Origin of the sequence: Sphingomonas natans, assembly GCF_030546695.1 — a bacterium.
Classification (GTDB): Bacteria; Pseudomonadota; Alphaproteobacteria; order Sphingomonadales; family Sphingomonadaceae; genus Sphingomonas_I; species Sphingomonas_I natans.
Window position 1 is genome coordinate 94,511 of sequence record NZ_JAUOTP010000008.1, and the last position, 17,692, is coordinate 112,202.

Genomic DNA, 17,692 nt, shown 5'->3' on the forward strand with positions numbered 1-17,692 from the left:
GCGCTTGCCTATATGCGTGACGCGCGCCAGAGCGCTCCCTCCCTGCAAACATCGAGTATTCCCATGTCCGCGATGCTGAAGATCAGCCTGCCCGATGGCTCCGTCCGCGAAGTCGCGGCTGGCACCACCCCGGCGGAGATCGCCGCGTCGATCGGGCCGGGCCTCGCCAAGGCGGCGATCGCGGCGCGCGTCGACGGCGAGCTGCGCGATATCATGCGTCCGCTGGAAAGCGATGCGAGCCTTGCGCTCGTCACCGCGCGCGACGAAGCGGATGCGCTGGAGCTGGCGCGCCACGATTATGCGCATGTGCTGGCGGAGGCCGTGCAGCATCTGTTTCCGGGAACGCAGATCACGTTCGGGCCTTCGACCGACGACGGCTTCTATTATGATTTCGCGCCGAAGGACCGCGCCTTCACCGAGGAGGACCTGCCGGCGATCGAGGCCGAGATGCGGCGCATCATCGGCAAGGACGAGAAGCTGATCCGCGAAGTCTGGGATCGCGACGATCTGATCGCGCTTTGGAAGCGGCAGGGCGAGACGTTCAAGGCCGAATGGGCGGCCGGACTTCCCGACGGCGACGAGATCACCGTGTATCGCGCGGGCGAGTTCCTCGACATGTGCCGCGGGCCGCATATGGCCTCCACGGGCAAGCTCGATCCGAACGCTTTCAAGCTGACGCGCGTCTCCGGCGCGTATTGGCGCGGCGACCAGAAGAACGCGATGCTGTCCCGCATCTACGGGACGGGCTGGCTCAACAAGAAGCAGCTCGACGCGCATCTGACGCGGCTGGAGGAGGCCGCCAAGCGCGACCATCGCCGGATCGGCCAAGAGATGGACCTGTTCCACCTCCAGAGCGAGGCGCAGGGCTCGGTCTTCTGGCACCCCAAGGGCTATGTGATGTGGCGCGCGCTGGAGGCCTATATGCGCCGCCGGCTGGACGCGGCCGACTATCGCGAGGTGAAGACGCCGCAGCTGATGGATGCGCGCCAGTGGGAGCAGAGCGGCCATTGGGGCAAATATCGCGAGAATATGTTCGTCGTGCCCGACGAGGTGCCCAATACCGAGGACGAGGGCGCAATCCTCTCGGGAACGGGCGACCTGATGGCGCTCAAGCCGATGAACTGCCCCGCGCATATCCTGATCTTCAAGCAGGGCATCAAATCCTATCGCGACCTGCCGATCCGGATGGCGGAATTCGGCTGCTGCCACCGCAACGAGGCGCATGGCGCGCTCCACGGGCTGATGCGCGTGCGCCAGTTCACGCAGGACGACGCGCATATCTTCGTGACGCCCGACCAGCTCGTCGGCGAGGTCGTGGCGTTCTGCGACCTGCTCGACACGGTCTACAAGGATCTCGGTTTCGAGAGCTACCAGATCAAGCTGGCGCTGCGCCCCGACAAGCGCTTCGGCTCCGAAGAGATGTGGGACTGGGCCGAGCAGTCGTTGCGCGATGCGGTCGCGGCGACGGGCCGCGCGACCGAGGCGTTCGGCTGGGAAGAGCTTCCTGGCGAGGGCGCCTTCTACGCGCCGAAGCTGGAATTCCACCTGACCGACGCGATCGGGCGGACGTGGCAGTGCGGCACGCTACAGACCGACACGGTCCTGCCCGAGCGGCTCGACGCGAGCTTCATCGGCGAGGATGGCGCACGCCACCGGCCGATCATGCTCCACCGCGCGATCCTCGGGACGTTCGAGCGCTTCCTGGGGATTTTGATCGAGCACCATGCCGGGCGAATGCCGATGTGGCTGTCGCCCGTGCAGGCGGTGGTGGCGACGATCGTCTCCGATGCGGACGATTATGCCCATGCGGCGATCGCGAAGCTGCGTGCGGCGGGGCTGCGCGTCGAGGGCGATCTGCGCAACGAGAAGATCAACTACAAGGTACGCGAGCATAGCCTCGCGCGCGTGCCGGCTTTGCTCGTCGTCGGCCGGCGCGAGGCCGAGGAAGGCACGGTCGCGATCCGCCGGCTCGGCAGCGAGGGCCAGCAGATCCTGAGCCTCGACGAGGCGATCCGCCTGCTGACGGGCGAGGCGACGCCACCGGACCTGATGGCATGACGCGCGGCGCGGCTTTCCTCGCGCTCGCGATGCTCGCCGGCGCCGCGACCGCCCAGCCCGCGCCGACGCATTATGGGCTGATTGGCCAGATGAAGGCGGTGCCGGGCAAGCGCGCCGAGCTGGCAGCGATCCTGCTGGCGGGCACGGCCAAGATGCCGGGCTGCCTCGGCTATCTCATCGCCGAGGATGCCAAGGATCTCGACGCGCTGTGGATCACCGAGACGTGGGACAGCAAGGCGAGCCATGACGCCTCGCTCTCGCTGCCTGCGGTCCGCGCCGCGATCGCCAAGGGCCGGCCGCTCATCGCCGGCTTCGGCCAGAGCATCGAGACGAAGCCGCTCGGCGATGCGGCGACGGCCGCTCGATAATCGCCGTCAGGCGGTCGCCGCGTGACGCTGGCGACGCAGCGCGGCGCCGATCGTACCGAAGCCGAGCAGCATCATCGCCCATGTCGCGGATTCGGGAACTGAGCCGGCCGGGGCCGCCGCCAGCGTGAGCGATGCGGGCAGGATCAGCCGTCCGAAGCCATTGTCGGCGAATTCGTGATAGAAGCTCGTATCGCTGGAATCACGGTAGAGGGTGTAGCCGACGCCGCCCGCAGTGAAGGTCAGCCCGAAGCTGTCGACGTAGCTCTGGAAGCCGTAATCAGGCACGGTCGGAACATAGACTTCGGAAAAATCGGTGAAGCCGTCGATCGCGATGCCGCCACGCGTGCCGCTGATCGCCGTGACGAGATAGCCATTGGCAAAATAGGGATCGGCATCCGCCTCGATCGCGGCCGAGACCGACACGGGCGCGTTCACGCCGTCCGCAAATGTCGTGTAATTGAGCAGAAAGCTCGCGGCGGAAGATGGCGCGGCGCACAGAACGAGCAAAAGTGCGGCGGCGATGGCGCGGATGGTCACGAAAGCTACTCCCTGTTGAACCCGCTCTCTTGGGATAAGAGCGGTTCGACAAAGACGCTTAACAGTCCGGTAACATACCGGAAAGATGTGGAAGGAACTTTGCGCGCCACGGAGGCATCTCAACGATATGAATGATCTCCCGCCTCTGCCGAGCCCCGAGCGCCTCCAGGAATTGCTGTTCGATGCCGCGCGCATGGGGCGCGACGACGTCATCCCGGCGCTGTTGCGCGCGGGTGCGGACATCGAGGGGCTCGACGCGCGTAACCATTCGCCGCTGATCCTCGCCAGTTACAACGGCCAGGAAAGCACGACCGCTTTGCTGCTGGCCGAGGGCGCGCGGCCCGATAGCGAGACGGGCAACAGCGCGCTGATGGGCGTGGCGTTCAAGGGCTATGCGGCGATCGCGCGGACGCTGATCGCGGGCGGCGCGAACGTCGATTACCGCAACGGCGCGGGCCAGAATGCGATGATGATGGCGGTGCTGTTCAACCGGACAGAGATCCTCGATCTGCTGATCGCGGCCGGCGCGGATCCGCACGGCCGCGACGCCGCGGGCAACACGCTCGCGTCGCTCGCCGAAGCGCAGGGAAATGACGCGCTGGCGGCGCGCTTCGCAGAGTCTGCGGGCGTCGACGCAGCCCGCCTTTAAAAAAGCCGCTCGCTTCGCTATATCGGCGCGGTGCGGCATCCAGCCGCGACAGGAGAAAGCGTTATACCACCGCCCATGATGCGTCGTCCGCTCGGCCAGCAGCCGATGCCGATGAACGGCCCCCGCTATAACGAGTTCATCTCGAGCCAGAAGGTTCGCGTGATCGACGAGAATGGCGAGAATCTGGGCGTGATGTACACGCGCGAAGCGATGGCGCAGGCGAACGAGATCGGCCTAGATCTCGTCGAAGTCTCGCCCAATGCCGATCCGCCGGTCGCCAAGTTCCTGGACGTCGGCAAGTTCAAGTACGAGACCCAGAAGAAGGCCAACCTCGCCCGCAAGAGCCAGAAGACGCAGGAGATCAAGGAGATCAAGATGCGTCCGAACATCGACGACCATGATTATGACACGAAGATGAAGAAAATCTTCGAGTTCATCGAGGAAGGCGACAAGGTGAAATGCACCCTGCGCTTCCGTGGTCGCGAGATGGCGCACGGCCAACTCGGCATGCAGGTGCTCCAGCGCGTCCAGCAAGACGTCGCCGAGGTCGCCAAGGTCGAACAGCATCCGCGCATGGAAGGCCGGCAGATGCTGATGGTGATCGCGCCCAAGTAAGGCGTTCGGGCCGGCCGTTGCTAGACGGTCGGCCTTTTCTCAAATCCTTGCAGCGTCTCGTGCGGTGGCGGATCGTCGCCGACGACGACATCCGCGACGCGCGACGCCGGCGAGCCTTCTCGCGCTTTCGCGACGATCGCTTCCACCATCTCCGTGGGGCCCTGCACGACCGCCTCGACGCTGCCGTCCGCGCGATTGCGGACCCAGCCGTCGAGCCCGAGCGCCTTCGCCTGCTCGGCGAACCAGGCGCGGTAGAAGACGCCCTGGACACGGCCGTTGATGCACAGCCGCCGGCGGATCATCGCCGGCCCCGCTTGCGGGCCGGCTGCCCGCCGATGAGCGCGGTCAGCAGGATCGGCCAGAACAGGGTCCAGAAGATGTCGGCGATCGTGCCCGACAAGGTCCATTTGGTCGGGAAGAGCCAGTCGGCGGTCTCGTTGAGCGCTTCCAGCAGCATCAGCGGCAGCAGGTTGCGCGGATCGCCCCAGCGCCGGCCGCGCAGCAGCACCGTCGCCAGCCAGAGGATCAGGCCCGCATTCATGTGGAGCAGCTTGTCGCTGGCGGGGCCGTTGCGCTCGATCCAGAGCGCGGCGCCGTGATAGTGGCGCATGCCTTCGAGCAGGACGGCTTTGAGGGAATGGAGTGACGCGTCGATCATGAGCGACGCGATACCTACCTGACCGTCGGTGTCGAGGGATCTGGCTGGTTTTGCGCCGAGATCTGGATGCGAGGCCCTTGGCGCGGGCTCTCGACTTCGCTCGATCCCTGTGCGTTCTCGACGAGCTCGAACCGATCGGGGGTAGAAGGTGGGACGGCCGCGGCCGTCCCAACCTCAGTTCACAGCTTGCCCGTCAGCTCCGGCACGATCTTGAACAGGTCGCCGACCAGGCCGATGTCCGCGACCTGGAAGATGGGCGCGTCCTCGTCCTTGTTGATCGCGATGATCGTCTTCGAATCCTTCATCCCCGCGAGATGCTGGATCGCGCCCGATATGCCGACCGCGACATAGACTTCGGGGGCGACGATCTTGCCCGTCTGGCCGACCTGATAATCGTTCGGCGCATAGCCCGCATCGACGGCCGCCCGGCTCGCGCCGACGCCCGCGCCGAGCTTGTCGGCGAGCGGATCGATCACCTCGTGGAACTGCTCGGCCGAGGCGAGCGCGCGGCCGCCCGAGACGATGATCTTGGCCGAGGTGAGCTCGGGGCGCTCCGACTTGGCGATCTCGGCACCGACGAAGCTCGACAGGCCGGCATCGCTACCGGTCGCCGCTTCGATTACGCCCGAGCCGCCTTCGCGCGCGGCCTTCTCGAACGCGGTGCCGCGCACGGTGATGACCTTCTTGGAATCCGCCGACTGGACGGTCGCGATCGCATTGCCCGCATAGATGGGCCGGGTGAACGTGTCCGGCCCCTCGACCGAGAGGATGTCGCTGATCTGCATGACATCGAGCAAAGCCGCGACGCGCGGCGCGATATTCTTGCCGTTCGAGGTGGCGGGCGCGACGAACGCGTCATGGTCCGCCATCATCGCGACGATCGCGGGCGCGACATTCTCGGGAAGAGCATGTTCGAACGCGGCATCGTCGAGCACCACGACCTTGGCGACGCCGGCGATCTTCGCGGCGGCCTCGGCCACGGAGCCGACACCGGCGCCGGCAACCAACAGATGCACGTCGCCGAGCTGGCTTGCGGCAGTGACAGTCGACAGCGTCGCGTCCTTGACCGCGCCGGCCTCATGCTCGACCCAGACGAGAACGCTCATGCCGCCACTCCCAATGCCTTGAGCTTCGCCACCAGTTCATCGACACCGGCGACCTTGATTCCGGCCGAGCGCTTGGCCGGCTCGACCACCTTCAGCGTCTTCAGGCGCGGCGTGGTCTCGACGCCGTAATCGGCGGGCGTCTTCTGCAGGAGCGGCTTGGACTTGGCCTTCATGATGTTGGGCAGGCTCGCATAGCGCGGCTCGTTGAGGCGCAGATCGGTCGTCACGATCGCGGGCAGCTTGAGGCTGACCGTCTCGAGCCCGCCATCGACTTCGCGCGTGACCGCGACCGCATCGCCCGTGACCTCGACCTTGGACGCGAACGTGCCCTGGCCCCAGCCGAGCAAGGCCGCGAGCATCTGGCCGGTCTGGTTGCTGTCGTCGTCGATCGCCTGCTTGCCGAGGATCACGAGGCCGGGAGCCTCCTCATCCGCAATCGCCTTCAGGATCTTGGCGACGGCGAGCGGCTCGACCTCGTCGTCGGTCATGACGAGGATCGCGCGGTCGGCGCCCATCGCCAGCGCGGTGCGGAGCGTCTCCTGCGCCTTCTGCGGGCCGACGGAGACCGCGACGATCTCGGTGGCAGCGCCCTTCTCGCGCAGGCGGATCGCCTCTTCGACCGCAATCTCGTCGAACGGGTTCATCGACATCTTCACGTTGGCGAGATCGACGCCGGTGCCGTCCATCTTGACCCGCGGCTTCACATTATAGTCGATCACCCGCTTCACGGGCACCAGAACCTTCATGGCTCGTCTCCTCTCGTGGCCCCCATCGTAGCGGTGGAAGCTCGAACCGGATGCGCCCATGCTGGCCCCGGTCCTGTGTGCAGGGTTTAGCAGCGGATTGACGTATACGTAAAGAAGCTGCCCATTGCGTCTTCGTTGCGTCCGATCGCCTGTCCGCTCCGTTCGACCGGCCCGACGGCGATTGCAAATGCGAATTTGCGGACTTGCGAAGGTCCATTCCGCAGAACGGACCTTCGCAAGTCGGCTCAGGCGGCCTTCTTGACCTGCGCGACGATTTTGCGGGCGGCGTCGCCCAGATCGTCGGCGGCCACGATCGGCAGACCCGAATTGGCGAGGATGTCCTTGCCCTGCTGGACGTTCGTGCCTTCGAGACGGACAACGAGGGGGACCGAAAGGTTCACTTCCTTCGCCGCGGCGACGATGCCTTCGGCGATGATGTCGCAGCGCATGATGCCGCCGAAGATGTTGACGAGGATGCCCTCGACCGCGGGATCGGACAGGATCAGCTTGAAGGCCGAGGTGACCTTCTCCTTGTTGGCGCCGCCGCCGACATCGAGGAAGTTGGCGGGGAAGGCGCCGTTGAGCTTGATGATGTCCATCGTCGCCATGGCGAGGCCGGCGCCGTTGACCATGCAACCGATATTGCCGTCCAACTTGATGTAGGCGAGGTCGTACTTGGACGCCTCGACCTCGGCCGGATCCTCCTCGGTCTCGTCGCGCAGCGCGAGGATATCGGGGTGGCGGTACAGGCTGTTCGAGTCGAACGACACCTTGGCATCGAGGACGAGGATCTTGCCGTCGACCGTCTCGACCAGCGGGTTGATCTCGAGCATCGACATGTCGGTCGCGATGAAGGCGTTGTAGAGCTGCTCGGCGACCTTGGCAGCCTGCTTGTTGAGATCGCCGGTCAGCTTGAGCGCGAAGGCGACCGCGCGGCCGTGATGCGCCTGGAAGCCCTCGGCCGGATCGATCGTGAAGGTGCGGATCAGCTCGGGCGTGTCATGCGCGACGGTCTCGATGTCCATGCCGCCTTCGGTGGAGACGACCATCGCGACGCGGCCGGTGGCGCGATCGACGAGCATCGACAGATAATATTCCGACTTAATGTCCGCGCCGTCGGTGATGTAGAGGCGGTTGACCTGCTTGCCGGCATCGCCCGTCTGGATCGTCACCAGCGTGTTGCCGAGCATGTCGGTGGCGTTGGCGCGGACTTCGTCCAGCGTCTTCGAGAGGCGGACGCCGCCCTTGGCCTCGGGGGCGAGTTCCTTGAACTTGCCCTTGCCGCGACCGCCGGCATGGATCTGCGACTTCACGACATAGAGCGGCCCGGGCAGCTTTCCGGCAGCCTCGACCGCCTCGTCGACACTCATGGCCGCGTAGCCGGCGGGAATCGCCACGCCGAATTTCGCGAGCAGTTCCTTAGCCTGATATTCGTGGATGTTCATCGGAAACCCCTTTTGGGCGAGCGAGGATCGACTCCCCGCGGAAAGGTGCCCCGGCCTAAAGCATAAGCAGCACGCAACCCGCAAGGCTGCGTCTCGCAAGCGCACAAACGGATCGCTATGTAGGCGGCCATGTCCTGGATTGCCGGCCTCTCGCTGTTCGTCGCAACCGTCGCCGGGATGGAGGCGTTCGCTTATGCCGCGCACCGCTGGGTGATGCACGGGCCGGGCTGGTTCCTGCACGCCAGCCACCACCGCGCGCGCAAGGGCAATTGGGAGCTCAACGATCTCTACGCGGTGATCTTCGCCGTGCCTTCGTTCGTGCTGCTGCTCGGCGGGGTGCAGCTCGGCTGGTGGCCGGGCTTCGCGTGGATCGGCGCGGGAATCGCCGCTTATGGCGCGATCTATTTCGGCTTCCACGACTGGATCGTCCACCAGCGGCTCCCCGGCCGCTTCGTGCCGCGCTCGACCTACATGAAGCGGATCGTGCAGGCGCACCGCCTGCACCATGCGGTGGAATCCAAGCATGGCACGGTCAGCTTCGGCTTCCTCGTCGCGCCGCGGCCCGAGATGCTGAAGGCCGAACTCAAGCGCCGCGCGCTGGAGGGCGTCCGCGCGCCGCGCGGTTGAAGCCGACCCTTTTTCGCAGATCGCGCGTTGTTCCGCCCGAGCTGCCCCGTGCAGCCCTTGCAAGGATGACATCATGCGTAAATTCGGAACCGCTCTGTTCGTCGGTCTCGTCGCGATCGGCACCAGCGCCGTCGCCGCCGGCCCGGTCAACGTTCGCCAGGCCAATCAGGAGCGCCGGATCGATGCCGGCGAGCGTTCGGGCAAGCTGACCCACGCCGAGCAAGCCCGCCTGGATGCCGAGCAGCGCTCGATCAAGCGCCTGGAGGCGCAGCTGAAGGCACGCCACGGCGGCCACCTGACCGCGGCCGACAAGCGCCTGATCCATTCGCGCCAGGAAGCCGCCAACCGCCACATCCTCGCGCAGAAGCAGGATTCGCAGCGCGGCCGGAACAAGCTGAAGCTCTAACGTCCGACGCGGGGCGGCTACGGTCGCCCCGCTCCCGCCACTGATCGACCAATACGATCAGATCGCCGATATTATCCAATTTGTTCTTTCAATCCCCGGTTCCTAAATGGACACTGTCGAGACCGACTCACAGCAAGGGAATTGAACCGATGGCGATCATGAGCACGTCCATTAAGCCGTTTACGGCGACCGCCTTCAAGGAAGGCAAGTTCGTCGACGTCAGCGACGCCGACGTGAAGGGCAAATGGTCGGTCTTCTTCTTCTACCCGGCCGATTTCACGTTCGTCTGCCCGACCGAGCTCGAGGATCTGGCCGACATCTACCCGACCCTGCAGGGCATGGGCGTCGAGGTCTATTCGGTCTCCACCGACACGCATTTCAGCCACAAGGCCTGGCACGACACGTCGCCCGCGATCGGCAAGATCAACTATTACATGCTGGGTGACCAGAATCATGTGATCTCGAACAATTTCGACGTGCTGCGCCCGGGCGTCGGCCTGGCCGACCGCGGCACCTTCGTCGTCGATCCCGAGGGCACGATCCAGCTCGTCGAAATCACGCCCGAGGGTGTGGGCCGCAACGCCGCCGAACTGCTGCGCAAGATCAAGGCGCTCCAGTATTGGGTCAGCCACCCGGGCGAGGTCTGCCCCGCCAAGTGGGAAGAGGGCGACACGACGCTCGCACCCAGCCTGGACCTCGTCGGCAAGATCTAACCAACACATCCGGGGCGGCGATCCGTCGTCGCCCCGGCACCTTCTTCCTCTCCAGCTTATCCGGAGTCTCCCATGTTGGACGCCAATCTGAAGGGCCAGCTCAAGGCCTATCTCGCGAACATTCGCCAGCCCATCGAGCTGGTGGCGTCGCTGGACGACGCGCCCAAATCGCATGAGCTCGCGCGGTTGCTGGAGGATATTGCGGCTCTCGCGCCCGAGATGATCTCGGTGCTGCGCGAAGGCGACAAGCGCAGCCCGAGCTTCATGATCCGCCGCGTCGGCACCGATATCGGCGTCCGCTTCGCCGGCATTCCGATGGGCCACGAATTCACGAGCCTCGTCCTCGCTCTGCTGCAGGTTGGCGGGCATCCGTCCAAGGCCGCGCAGGATCTGATCGAACAGGTGAAGGGCCTCGACGGCGACTTCCATTTCGAGACCTATTTCTCGCTCTCCTGCCAGAACTGCCCCGACGTGGTGCAGGCGCTGAACCTGATGAGCGTGCTCAATCCGCGCGTCAGCCATGTCGCGATCGACGGGGGCCTGTTCCCCGACGAGGTCGCCGAGCGCAAGGTGATGGCGGTGCCGACGATCTTCCTCAACGGCGAGCCGTTCGGCCAGGGCCGCATGGAGCTGGAGCAGATCGTCGCCAAGCTCGACAGCGGCGCGGTCACGCGCGCCGCCGAGAAGATCGCCACGAAGGAGCCGTTCGAGGTGCTGATCGTCGGCGGCGGGCCCGCGGGCGCTGCGGCCGCCATCTATACGGCGCGCAAGGGCATCCGCACCGGCGTCGCCGCCGAGCGCTTCGGCGGCCAGGTGCTCGATACGATGGGCATCGAGAATTTCATCTCGGTCAGCCACACCGAAGGGCCGAAGCTCGCCGCGCAGCTGGAGAGCCATGTCCGCGATTATGAGGTCGATATCATGAACCTCCAGCGCGCCGACACGCTGATTCCGGCCGCGCGCGAAGGCGGGCTGCACGAGGTGGTGCTCGAGAATGGCGCCTCGCTCAAAGCGAAGACCGTCATCCTCTCGACCGGCGCGCGCTGGCGGCAGATGGGCGTGCCTGGCGAGGACCAGTATCGCAACAAAGGCGTGGCCTATTGCCCGCATTGCGACGGGCCGCTCTTCAAGGGCAAGCGCGTCGCGGTGATCGGCGGCGGCAATTCGGGCGTGGAAGCCGCGATCGATCTGGCGGGCCTCGTGTCGCACGTCACCTTGATCGAGTTCGACAGCCAGATGCGCGCCGATGCGGTGCTCCAGCGCAAGCTCTACAGCCTGCCCAACGTGACCGTGCTCCTCTCGGCGCTGACGACCGAAGTGCATGGCGACGGCGAGAAGGTGAACGGCCTCTCCTATCGCGACCGCACGACCGACGAGACGCATCTCGTCGAGCTGGAAGGCATCTTCGTCCAGATCGGCCTCGTGCCGAACACCGAATGGCTGAAGGACGTGATCGGGCTCAGCCCGCGCGGCGAGATCGAGGTGGACCAGCGCGGCCACACCTCGATCCCCGGCATCTTCGCGGCCGGCGACTGCACGATCGTGCCCTTCAAGCAGATCGTGATCGCGATGGGCGAGGGTTCGAAGGCCGGCCTGTCCGCCTTCGATTACCTGATCCGGCTGACCCCGGCGCAGGAAGCCGAGGCCGAACGCGAGTCGATCGCGGCGTAAAACTGATACCCCGCTCATCCTGAGGAGGGACTGAGCTTGGCGAAGGCCCGTCTCGAAGGACCCTCATGTCCTTCGAGACGCCATTTCGACAAGCTCAATGGCTCCTCAGGATGAGCGGACATTTGCGACTCAGTCGGGCAGCGCCTTCAGGAAGGCCGTCACCACCAGCGCGCTATTTTCTGAGGCGAGCGGATAGAAAGCGCGCGCCTGATTCTCGCCCGGATCGCCGCCGGCAAGATCGGACAGCGAGCGGAAGGCGATGAAGGGCACCGCGTTCGAGTAAGCGACATGCGCGACCGCCGCGCTCTCCATATCCAGCACCTGCGCGTCGAACGTCTTGAACAGATATTGGCGATATTCGGCGTTATCCATGAAGACCGGCCCCGACACGCCATGCCCGCCGACGACCACGCGCGGCTGCGCCTTCAGGCAGAGCGTCTTCGAACAGCGCCGGAGCGTGACCGGCGGCATGGCGCGCGCGACCGCGATCATCGCCGGATCGGCATCGAACCAGGTGCGCCGCTCATAGGCGCCCGAGACCGGGTGGCGGACGCCGATCGTGCGGGGGTACATCATCCCATAAGCAGGCAGCCCGGCAGCGCCATCGTCGCGATCGGGCGGCACGAAGCCCGCCGGCGTCGCACGCGCGAAGGCCGATTCCAGATATTCGGTCCATTTGTCGGCGACGACGACATCGCCCACGTCCAGCTTCGGATCGATCCCGCCGGCGACGCCCGAAAAGACGATGCTCCTGATCGGGAAACGATCGAGCGCCAGCTGCGTGGTCATCGCCGCATTGGTCATGCTGACCCCGCTCAGGAACAGCACCACCTTCTTGCCGCCGAGCGTGCCCGACAGGAAGCGCGTGCCGTTGATGAGCTGCTCGCTCTTGCCGGTCATCGCGGCCTGGAGCGCGATCCATTCGGGCTCGAACGCCGAGATGACGGCGATGCGCTTTTCGGGCTCCGCGGCCGCGGCAGGCAAAGCGGCGCCGATCATCGCCAACATAGCCATCCATCGCGCCGTGATCCGCATGCTGTTCCCCTTCGTCAAACGCGCAGCCTAGCGGCCAATGCTGCGGCGCAAAAGAGGCTGGCTAGGGCCTGATCCAGAAGGTCGCCGAGGCGACGTGGTTGATCCGGATCCGATTGTTCGGATCGTTGATCGTCTGGTTGAGATAGCCGAGATCGAGCGTCGAGCGGCCCGGCAGCGGCACCTCGATGCCGGCAAAGCTGCGGACCTGATCGAAGCCCTTGTGCGCGCCCCAATCGGTATCGTCGAACGCGACGAACGCCTCGACATGCGCGAGCGCGCGGACCTTCTTCGGATTGCCGAGTGGGTGCATGAAGCGGATCATCTGGCGCAGCCGCCAGCCGACATCGTGCCCGTTGGAGAGCCGGCGATGCTCGAGCCGCGTGCGCAGCAGCATGCTGCCGCCCGCGATCTTGGGCAGCGACCAGTTGAGCTGGCTGAACAGGCGCTCCTCGTTGCGATCCGGGCCGTTCTCGATCGGCAGAACCACATGCGCATAGCCGCCATAGAGCGTGACCGTGGGCGAGAGCTGATAGCCGATCGCCGGGCGCAGCAGGAGCTGGGTCATGCGGCTGACATCCTCGCCGACGCGCGGCTGAATCTCGGCGAAATAGGCAAGCTTGCCGACATTGCCGATGACCGTGACGTTGAGCCACGCCTGATCGTCTTCGTCGGTTCGCGCGAACGCGGGGCTTGCCAGAAACAATCCAGCAAAGATCAAGCAAATCAGGCGCTTCGGGGTCATTTCGCCCCCGTGCACGATCAGCGCGGGCGCGTCCAGAGCGCGGCGCCACGCGGCGGCGGATCGATCGGCGCGGGGCGGCGCGCCGCGCGCCAGGCGGCGATGACCGCGCCGAGCTTCGCCCATTTCGAGGTGAAGACGCGGTGATCCCAGGCCTGCGCACCGCGCCGCGCGACCTCGCGCCCGATCCCGCCATAGATGTCGGCGGCGGCGAGCACGGCCCAGCGCGCGCGGAACGGCAGAGCGTAGGCGCCGATCCGCGCGCTCGCCTCGTGGCGTGCGGCGCCGTCGGTCAGCAGGCGGACCAGTGTGACGAGCCCGGCGCGGTGCGCGGGGCGCATATGCTCGCCGGGCGGGATGTCCATTTCCGCGAGCCATTCGGAAGGCAGATAGCAGCGGCCGACCGCGTCATCCTCGCTGAGATCGCGCGCGATATTGGCGAGCTGGAAGGCGATGCCCAGATCGCAGGCGCGATCGAGCACCGCCTCGTCATCGGGCGAGACGCCCATCACGATCGCCATCATCACCCCGACCGCGCCAGCGACATGATAGCAATAGCGATACAGATCGTCCTCGGTGCGCGGGCTCCAGCCGTCGCCGTCGAGCGCGAAGCCGTCGATCACGTCGAACGGCAGGTTGGCCGGGATGCCGCATTCGGCGGCTACGAGGCCGAGCGCGTCGAAAGCGGGTTCGCCGGTTGCGTGCCCGGCGAGCGCGAGCGTCGTCAGCTCGCGGATGCGCGCGATGCGCTCGGGGCCGTCGGAATGCCGCGTCATGCCGTGGCCATGATCCTGGCCGTCGGCAATATCGTCGCAGGCGCGACACCAGGCATAAAGCAGCCAGGCGCGCTCGCGCGTGGCGGGATCGAACAATTTCGACGCCATCGCGAACGACTTGGAGCCACGCGCAATCGACAGCCGCGCATGCTCGACGAGCGCGGCGCGGTCGGCGCTCAGAGTTCGGCCGCCTTCATCTGCGTGATCGTGCGCAGCGGGACATGCGCCGCCATCTTGCCGAGCAGATCATCGAGGCTGTCGGACGCGATCAGGATGTCGCGATGCTGGGGGCGCAGGAAACCGGCCTCGGCCATCGTCGCGACGAAGCTGAGCAGGCCATCGTAGAAGCCGGCGACGTTGAGCAGCCCGACCGGCTTGGCATGATAGCCGATCTGCGCCCAGCTCAGCGCCTCCCACAATTCGTCCATCGTGCCCGTGCCGCCGGGGAGCGTGACGAAGCCGTCCGACAGATCGGTAAAGGCCTGCTTGCGCTCGTGCATCGTCTCGACGACGTGAAGCTCGGTCAGGCCGCGATGTGCGACCTCGGCGTCGACGAGCGCCTTCGGGATCACGCCGATCACCGCGCCGCCCGCCGCCAGCGCCGAATCGGCGATCGCGCCCATCAGACCGAGCCGGCCGCCGCCATAGACGACACCGATTCCGCGCTCGGCGAGCGTGCGGCCGACGTCGCGGGCATTGTCGATGAAGCGCGGATCGGCGGGGGTGGCCGAGCCGCAATAGATGGCGAGGCGCTTCATGCTGCGACCCTCAAACATCCTGCCGTTCGCCCTGAGCATAGTCGAAGGGCGTGCCGCAAGCCGCGCCGCTTGCACGTGCTTCGACTACGCTCAGCACGAACGGACTCTCGGGCAACGCTCACCGCAGATCCTCCAGCATCAGCCGCGCGGTCGCCTTGGCCGAGCCGACGACGCCGGGAATCCCCGCGCCCGGATGCGTGCCCGCGCCGACGAAGTACAGGTTCGGGATGACGTCATCGCGATTGTGCGTCCGGAACCAGGCGGACTGGGTCAGCAAGGGCTCTAGACTGAAGGCGGAGCCGAGATGCGCGTTGAGATCGCCGCGGAAATCGTCGGGCGTGTAGCAGAAGCGGGTGACGATCCGCTGCTTCAGGCCCGGGATCAGCCGGGCTTCGACCTCGGCGAGGATGCGATCGGCATAGCTTTCCTTGAGCGTCTCCCAGTCGACGGGCAGATTGCCGAGATGCGGCACGGGCGCGAGCGCATAGAAGGTCGAGCAGCCCTCGGGCGCCATGCCCGGATCGGTGACGCTCGGATGATGGAGATACAGCGAGAAATCGGCCGGCAGCACGCCCGTCTGGTAGATGTCGTTGAGCAGGCCGCCATAGCGGGGGCCGAACAGGATCATGTGGTGCGGGATGCCCGGCCACCGACCCGTGATGCCGAAATGGACGACGAACAAAGACGGCGACCAGCGCTTGCGCTCGAGCGACTTGGCGACGCGCTTGCCGCGCCCCGACTGGCTCAGCAGATCGCGATAGCTGTGCATGATGTCCGCGTTCGAGGCGACCGCATCGAACTTGCCCGACCAGCCGCTCTGCGTGCGCACGCCCGTCGCGCGATCGCCCAATGTCTCGATCTCGGCGACCGGATCGCCGAGCCGGACCGTGCCGCCGAGCCGCTCGAAGAGAGCGACCATGCCATCGATCAGCGCGCTCGTGCCGCCCTTGGCGAACCAGACGCCACCCATCTTCTCCAGCTTGTGGATCAGCGCATAGATCGAGCTCGTCGTCATCGGATTGCCGCCGACGAGGAGCGTGTGGAACGAGAGGGCCTGCCGGAGCCGCTCGTCCTTCACGTAGGAGGAGACGATCGAATAGACCGAGCGCCACGCCTGATATTTGGCGAGCGCGGGCGCCGCCTTGATCATGCTCGCGAAATCGAGAAACGCGTGCGCGCCGAGCTTGACGTAGCCCTCCTCGTACACGCCCGCCGAATATTCGAGGAAGCGCGCATAGCCGGGCGCATCCGCCGGACACATCTTCTCGATCTCGGCGCGCAGTGCGGGCTCGTCGTTCGAATAATCGAAATTGGTGCCGTCGGGCCAGTTGAGCCGATAGAAAGGCGAGACCGGCTGGAGCGTGACGTCCTGGTCGATCGACTGGCCGGAGAGCGCCCACAATTCCTGCAGGCAGGCGGGATCGGTGATCACGGTGGGGCCCGCATCGAAGGTGAAGCCCTCGCGCTTCCACACATAGGCGCGGCCGCCGGGACGATCCCGCGCTTCGATGAGAGTGGTGGCGATGCCCGCCGATTGCAGGCGAATGGCGAGCGCCAGGCCGCCGAAGCCGGCGCCGATCACCGCCGCCGTACGCGCTGCCATCAAGCGGATCCTTCCAGAAATATGCGCGCAGCCCGGACGAGCGGCACGGGAGGCTTTCCGCACAGGATGCGGATCTTGTCCAGTTTGGTCGATTGCCCCGCATAGAAGCGCGAGACGAGCTTGGGATCGAGCGCGTAGAAGCGCTCGAGCATGCGATAACGATCCATCGGCGCGGCGGCGCGGAACAGCATCCGCGCGAGCAGGCGATAATAGCTTCGATCGGCCCAGGCCTTCTCGGCATGGGTGCGCAGCGCATCGTGGAGGAGCTGCCCGTCGAGGCTGGGCAGAGCGGCGACGAGCGCGGCGGTGCGCACCGCATCGGGAAGCGAATAGCCCGTCATCGGCTGGAAGAGCGCGGCGGCCATGCCGATCTTGCCGATCCATTGGGGGCCCGAGCGCCAGTGCAGCTCGAAATGGCCGCCGGTGGCGATCGGCAGCGCGGCGACCTCCTCGCGCTCGACCGACCGCACGCTCCAGCCTCGTGCCGCGGCGTAATCCGCGATTCGCTGGCGGATCGCGGGCACGTCGAGATCGGGGGTCGTCGTGTAATAGGTATCTTCGACGAAGATGCGGTCGGGGCCGAAGGGGAGCAGATAGACGAAGCGATAGCCGTCCGCCTGATCGACGGTCGCGTCCATGATCGTCGGGCGGGTCAGCCCGTGCGGGCGATCGAGCACCAGCAGCTGGCCGACGAACTTCTGCCAGCCGAGCTCCAGCGCGGAGAGATCGCGCGCGCCCCGCGCCTCGATGCAGGCCTCGGCCTCGATCCGGCTGCCGTCGGCGAGCGTCACCCCGCCGCGATCGATCGCGAGGACGCGCGCGCCGGTGACGAGATCCTCGGGCGTCAGCGCCGCGCGGACGACCGCGTCGAGCCGCTCCGATTCGATCGAATGATAGGAGTTGGCGATCGTCCGGCGATAGCGCGGGAAGGCGACGTCATAGCCTTCCCAGCTGTGCGAGATCAGCGGGGCGACGAGGCCCCAATCCTCGGGCGCGACATCGCTGCCGAAGAAGGACCAGATATGGTTGCCGCCGATCCGATCGGCGCCCTCGACGAGCATCACGCGCGTGCCCGGGCGCCGCGCGCGGATGGCGAGCGCGAGGAGGCCGCCGGCCAGCCCGCCGCCGACGATCAGCAGATCGACTTTCTTCATCGCGCGCGCTTCTACCCAGCCGCGAAGC

Annotated in this window: 20 protein-coding genes; 8 read left to right on the forward strand and 12 right to left on the reverse strand. The window is 66.2% G+C overall.

Features of this window, described 5'->3' with window-relative positions; all coding sequences use genetic code 11:
• The first annotated feature begins 63 nt into the window (after positions 1 to 63).
• Complete coding sequence (gene thrS, locus Q4F19_RS16335; protein ID WP_303544705.1) at positions 64 to 2,058, forward strand: threonine--tRNA ligase; 1,995 nt, start codon at positions 64 to 66, stop codon at positions 2,056 to 2,058.
• Positions 2,055 to 2,426 carry a putative quinol monooxygenase gene (locus Q4F19_RS16340; protein ID WP_431312415.1) on the forward strand — a complete coding sequence of 124 codons (372 nt, stop codon included), beginning with the start codon at positions 2,055 to 2,057 and terminating at the stop codon, positions 2,424 to 2,426. Before thrS ends, Q4F19_RS16340 begins: the two co-directional genes overlap by 4 nt.
• Before the next feature lie 6 nt (positions 2,427 to 2,432).
• Here the strand turns inward: Q4F19_RS16340 and Q4F19_RS16345 are convergent, their stop codons facing one another.
• Positions 2,433 to 2,963, reverse strand: coding sequence for a PEPxxWA-CTERM sorting domain-containing protein (locus Q4F19_RS16345; RefSeq protein ID WP_303544708.1), 531 nt, complete (start codon positions 2,961 to 2,963; stop codon positions 2,433 to 2,435).
• 127 nt (positions 2,964 to 3,090) lie between these two features.
• Here Q4F19_RS16345 and Q4F19_RS16350 point away from each other — a divergent pair, with 127 nt between their 5' ends.
• Both Q4F19_RS16350 and infC read left to right on the forward strand, forming a co-directional pair.
• Positions 3,091 to 3,612, forward strand: a complete 522-nt coding sequence (locus tag Q4F19_RS16350; RefSeq protein ID WP_303544711.1) for an ankyrin repeat domain-containing protein — start codon at positions 3,091 to 3,093, stop codon at positions 3,610 to 3,612.
• 75 nt (positions 3,613 to 3,687) lie between these two features.
• Complete coding sequence (infC, locus tag Q4F19_RS16355; protein WP_303544714.1) at positions 3,688 to 4,227, forward strand: translation initiation factor IF-3; 540 nt, start codon at positions 3,688 to 3,690, stop codon at positions 4,225 to 4,227.
• A 20-nt stretch (positions 4,228 to 4,247) separates the two neighbouring features.
• On the opposite strand, the gene Q4F19_RS16360 is transcribed toward infC, so the two are convergent.
• The 5 genes from Q4F19_RS16360 to sucC all read right to left on the reverse strand — a co-directional run bounded on the left by Q4F19_RS16360 (position 4,248) and on the right by sucC (position 8,182).
• Complete coding sequence (locus Q4F19_RS16360; protein WP_303544717.1) at positions 4,248 to 4,529, reverse strand: acylphosphatase; 282 nt, start codon at positions 4,527 to 4,529, stop codon at positions 4,248 to 4,250.
• On the reverse strand, positions 4,526 to 4,885 hold the full coding sequence (locus Q4F19_RS16365; protein WP_303544720.1) for a hypothetical protein: 360 nt from the start codon (positions 4,883 to 4,885) through the stop codon (positions 4,526 to 4,528). Before Q4F19_RS16365 ends, Q4F19_RS16360 begins: the two co-directional genes overlap by 4 nt.
• A gap of 179 nt (positions 4,886 to 5,064) precedes the next feature.
• A complete protein-coding gene (locus Q4F19_RS16370) occupies positions 5,065 to 5,991 on the reverse strand; it encodes an electron transfer flavoprotein subunit alpha/FixB family protein (RefSeq protein WP_303544722.1) in 927 nt (308 codons plus the stop codon).
• Positions 5,988 to 6,737, reverse strand: coding sequence for an electron transfer flavoprotein subunit beta/FixA family protein (locus Q4F19_RS16375; RefSeq protein ID WP_303544725.1), 750 nt, complete (start codon positions 6,735 to 6,737; stop codon positions 5,988 to 5,990). The genes Q4F19_RS16370 and Q4F19_RS16375 overlap by 4 nt, the downstream gene beginning before the upstream one ends.
• 245 nt (positions 6,738 to 6,982) lie before the next feature.
• A complete protein-coding gene (gene sucC / locus Q4F19_RS16380) occupies positions 6,983 to 8,182 on the reverse strand; it encodes an ADP-forming succinate--CoA ligase subunit beta (RefSeq protein ID WP_303544728.1) in 1,200 nt (399 codons plus the stop codon).
• Between the two features lie 129 nt (positions 8,183 to 8,311).
• Here sucC and Q4F19_RS16385 point away from each other — a divergent pair, with 129 nt between their 5' ends.
• The 4 genes from Q4F19_RS16385 (at position 8,312) to ahpF (ending at position 11,599) form a co-directional block, all read left to right on the forward strand.
• On the forward strand, positions 8,312 to 8,809 hold the full coding sequence (locus Q4F19_RS16385) for a sterol desaturase family protein (RefSeq protein ID WP_303544732.1): 498 nt from the start codon (positions 8,312 to 8,314) through the stop codon (positions 8,807 to 8,809).
• A 73-nt stretch (positions 8,810 to 8,882) separates the two neighbouring features.
• On the forward strand, positions 8,883 to 9,215 hold the full coding sequence (locus Q4F19_RS16390) for a hypothetical protein (protein ID WP_303544734.1): 333 nt from the start codon (positions 8,883 to 8,885) through the stop codon (positions 9,213 to 9,215).
• A gap of 149 nt (positions 9,216 to 9,364) precedes the next feature.
• Positions 9,365 to 9,928 carry an alkyl hydroperoxide reductase subunit C gene (gene ahpC / locus Q4F19_RS16395; RefSeq protein ID WP_303544736.1) on the forward strand — a complete coding sequence of 188 codons (564 nt, stop codon included), beginning with the start codon at positions 9,365 to 9,367 and terminating at the stop codon, positions 9,926 to 9,928.
• Positions 9,929 to 10,000: 72 nt separating this feature from the next.
• Positions 10,001 to 11,599, forward strand: a complete 1,599-nt coding sequence (gene ahpF, locus Q4F19_RS16400) for an alkyl hydroperoxide reductase subunit F (protein WP_303544738.1) — start codon at positions 10,001 to 10,003, stop codon at positions 11,597 to 11,599.
• 129 nt (positions 11,600 to 11,728) lie between these two features.
• Here ahpF and Q4F19_RS16405 read toward each other — a convergent pair whose 3' ends face one another.
• The 6 genes from Q4F19_RS16405 to crtY form a co-directional block, all read right to left on the reverse strand.
• The gene (locus tag Q4F19_RS16405) at positions 11,729 to 12,613 is read right to left on the reverse strand and encodes a 5'-methylthioadenosine/S-adenosylhomocysteine nucleosidase (RefSeq protein ID WP_303544740.1); all 885 of its coding nucleotides are present in this window, start codon (positions 12,611 to 12,613) and stop codon (positions 11,729 to 11,731) included.
• Positions 12,614 to 12,695: 82 nt separating this feature from the next.
• Positions 12,696 to 13,337 (reverse strand): DUF2490 domain-containing protein, encoded by a 642-nt coding sequence (locus tag Q4F19_RS16410; RefSeq protein WP_303544742.1) that lies wholly within the window; start codon positions 13,335 to 13,337, stop codon positions 12,696 to 12,698.
• A 56-nt stretch (positions 13,338 to 13,393) separates the two neighbouring features.
• A complete protein-coding gene (locus Q4F19_RS16415) occupies positions 13,394 to 14,329 on the reverse strand; it encodes a phytoene/squalene synthase family protein (protein ID WP_303545036.1) in 936 nt (311 codons plus the stop codon).
• Complete coding sequence (locus tag Q4F19_RS16420; protein WP_303544744.1) at positions 14,326 to 14,907, reverse strand: LOG family protein; 582 nt, start codon at positions 14,905 to 14,907, stop codon at positions 14,326 to 14,328. Before Q4F19_RS16420 ends, Q4F19_RS16415 begins: the two co-directional genes overlap by 4 nt.
• Before the next feature lie 118 nt (positions 14,908 to 15,025).
• Positions 15,026 to 16,510 (reverse strand): phytoene desaturase, encoded by a 1,485-nt coding sequence (locus tag Q4F19_RS16425; protein WP_303544746.1) that lies wholly within the window; start codon positions 16,508 to 16,510, stop codon positions 15,026 to 15,028.
• Entirely contained in the window at positions 16,510 to 17,664 is a 1,155-nt protein-coding gene (gene crtY, locus Q4F19_RS16430) for a lycopene beta-cyclase CrtY (protein ID WP_303544749.1), read from the reverse strand. The genes Q4F19_RS16425 and crtY overlap by 1 nt, the downstream gene beginning before the upstream one ends.
• Between the last annotated feature and the right edge of the window lie 28 nt (positions 17,665 to 17,692).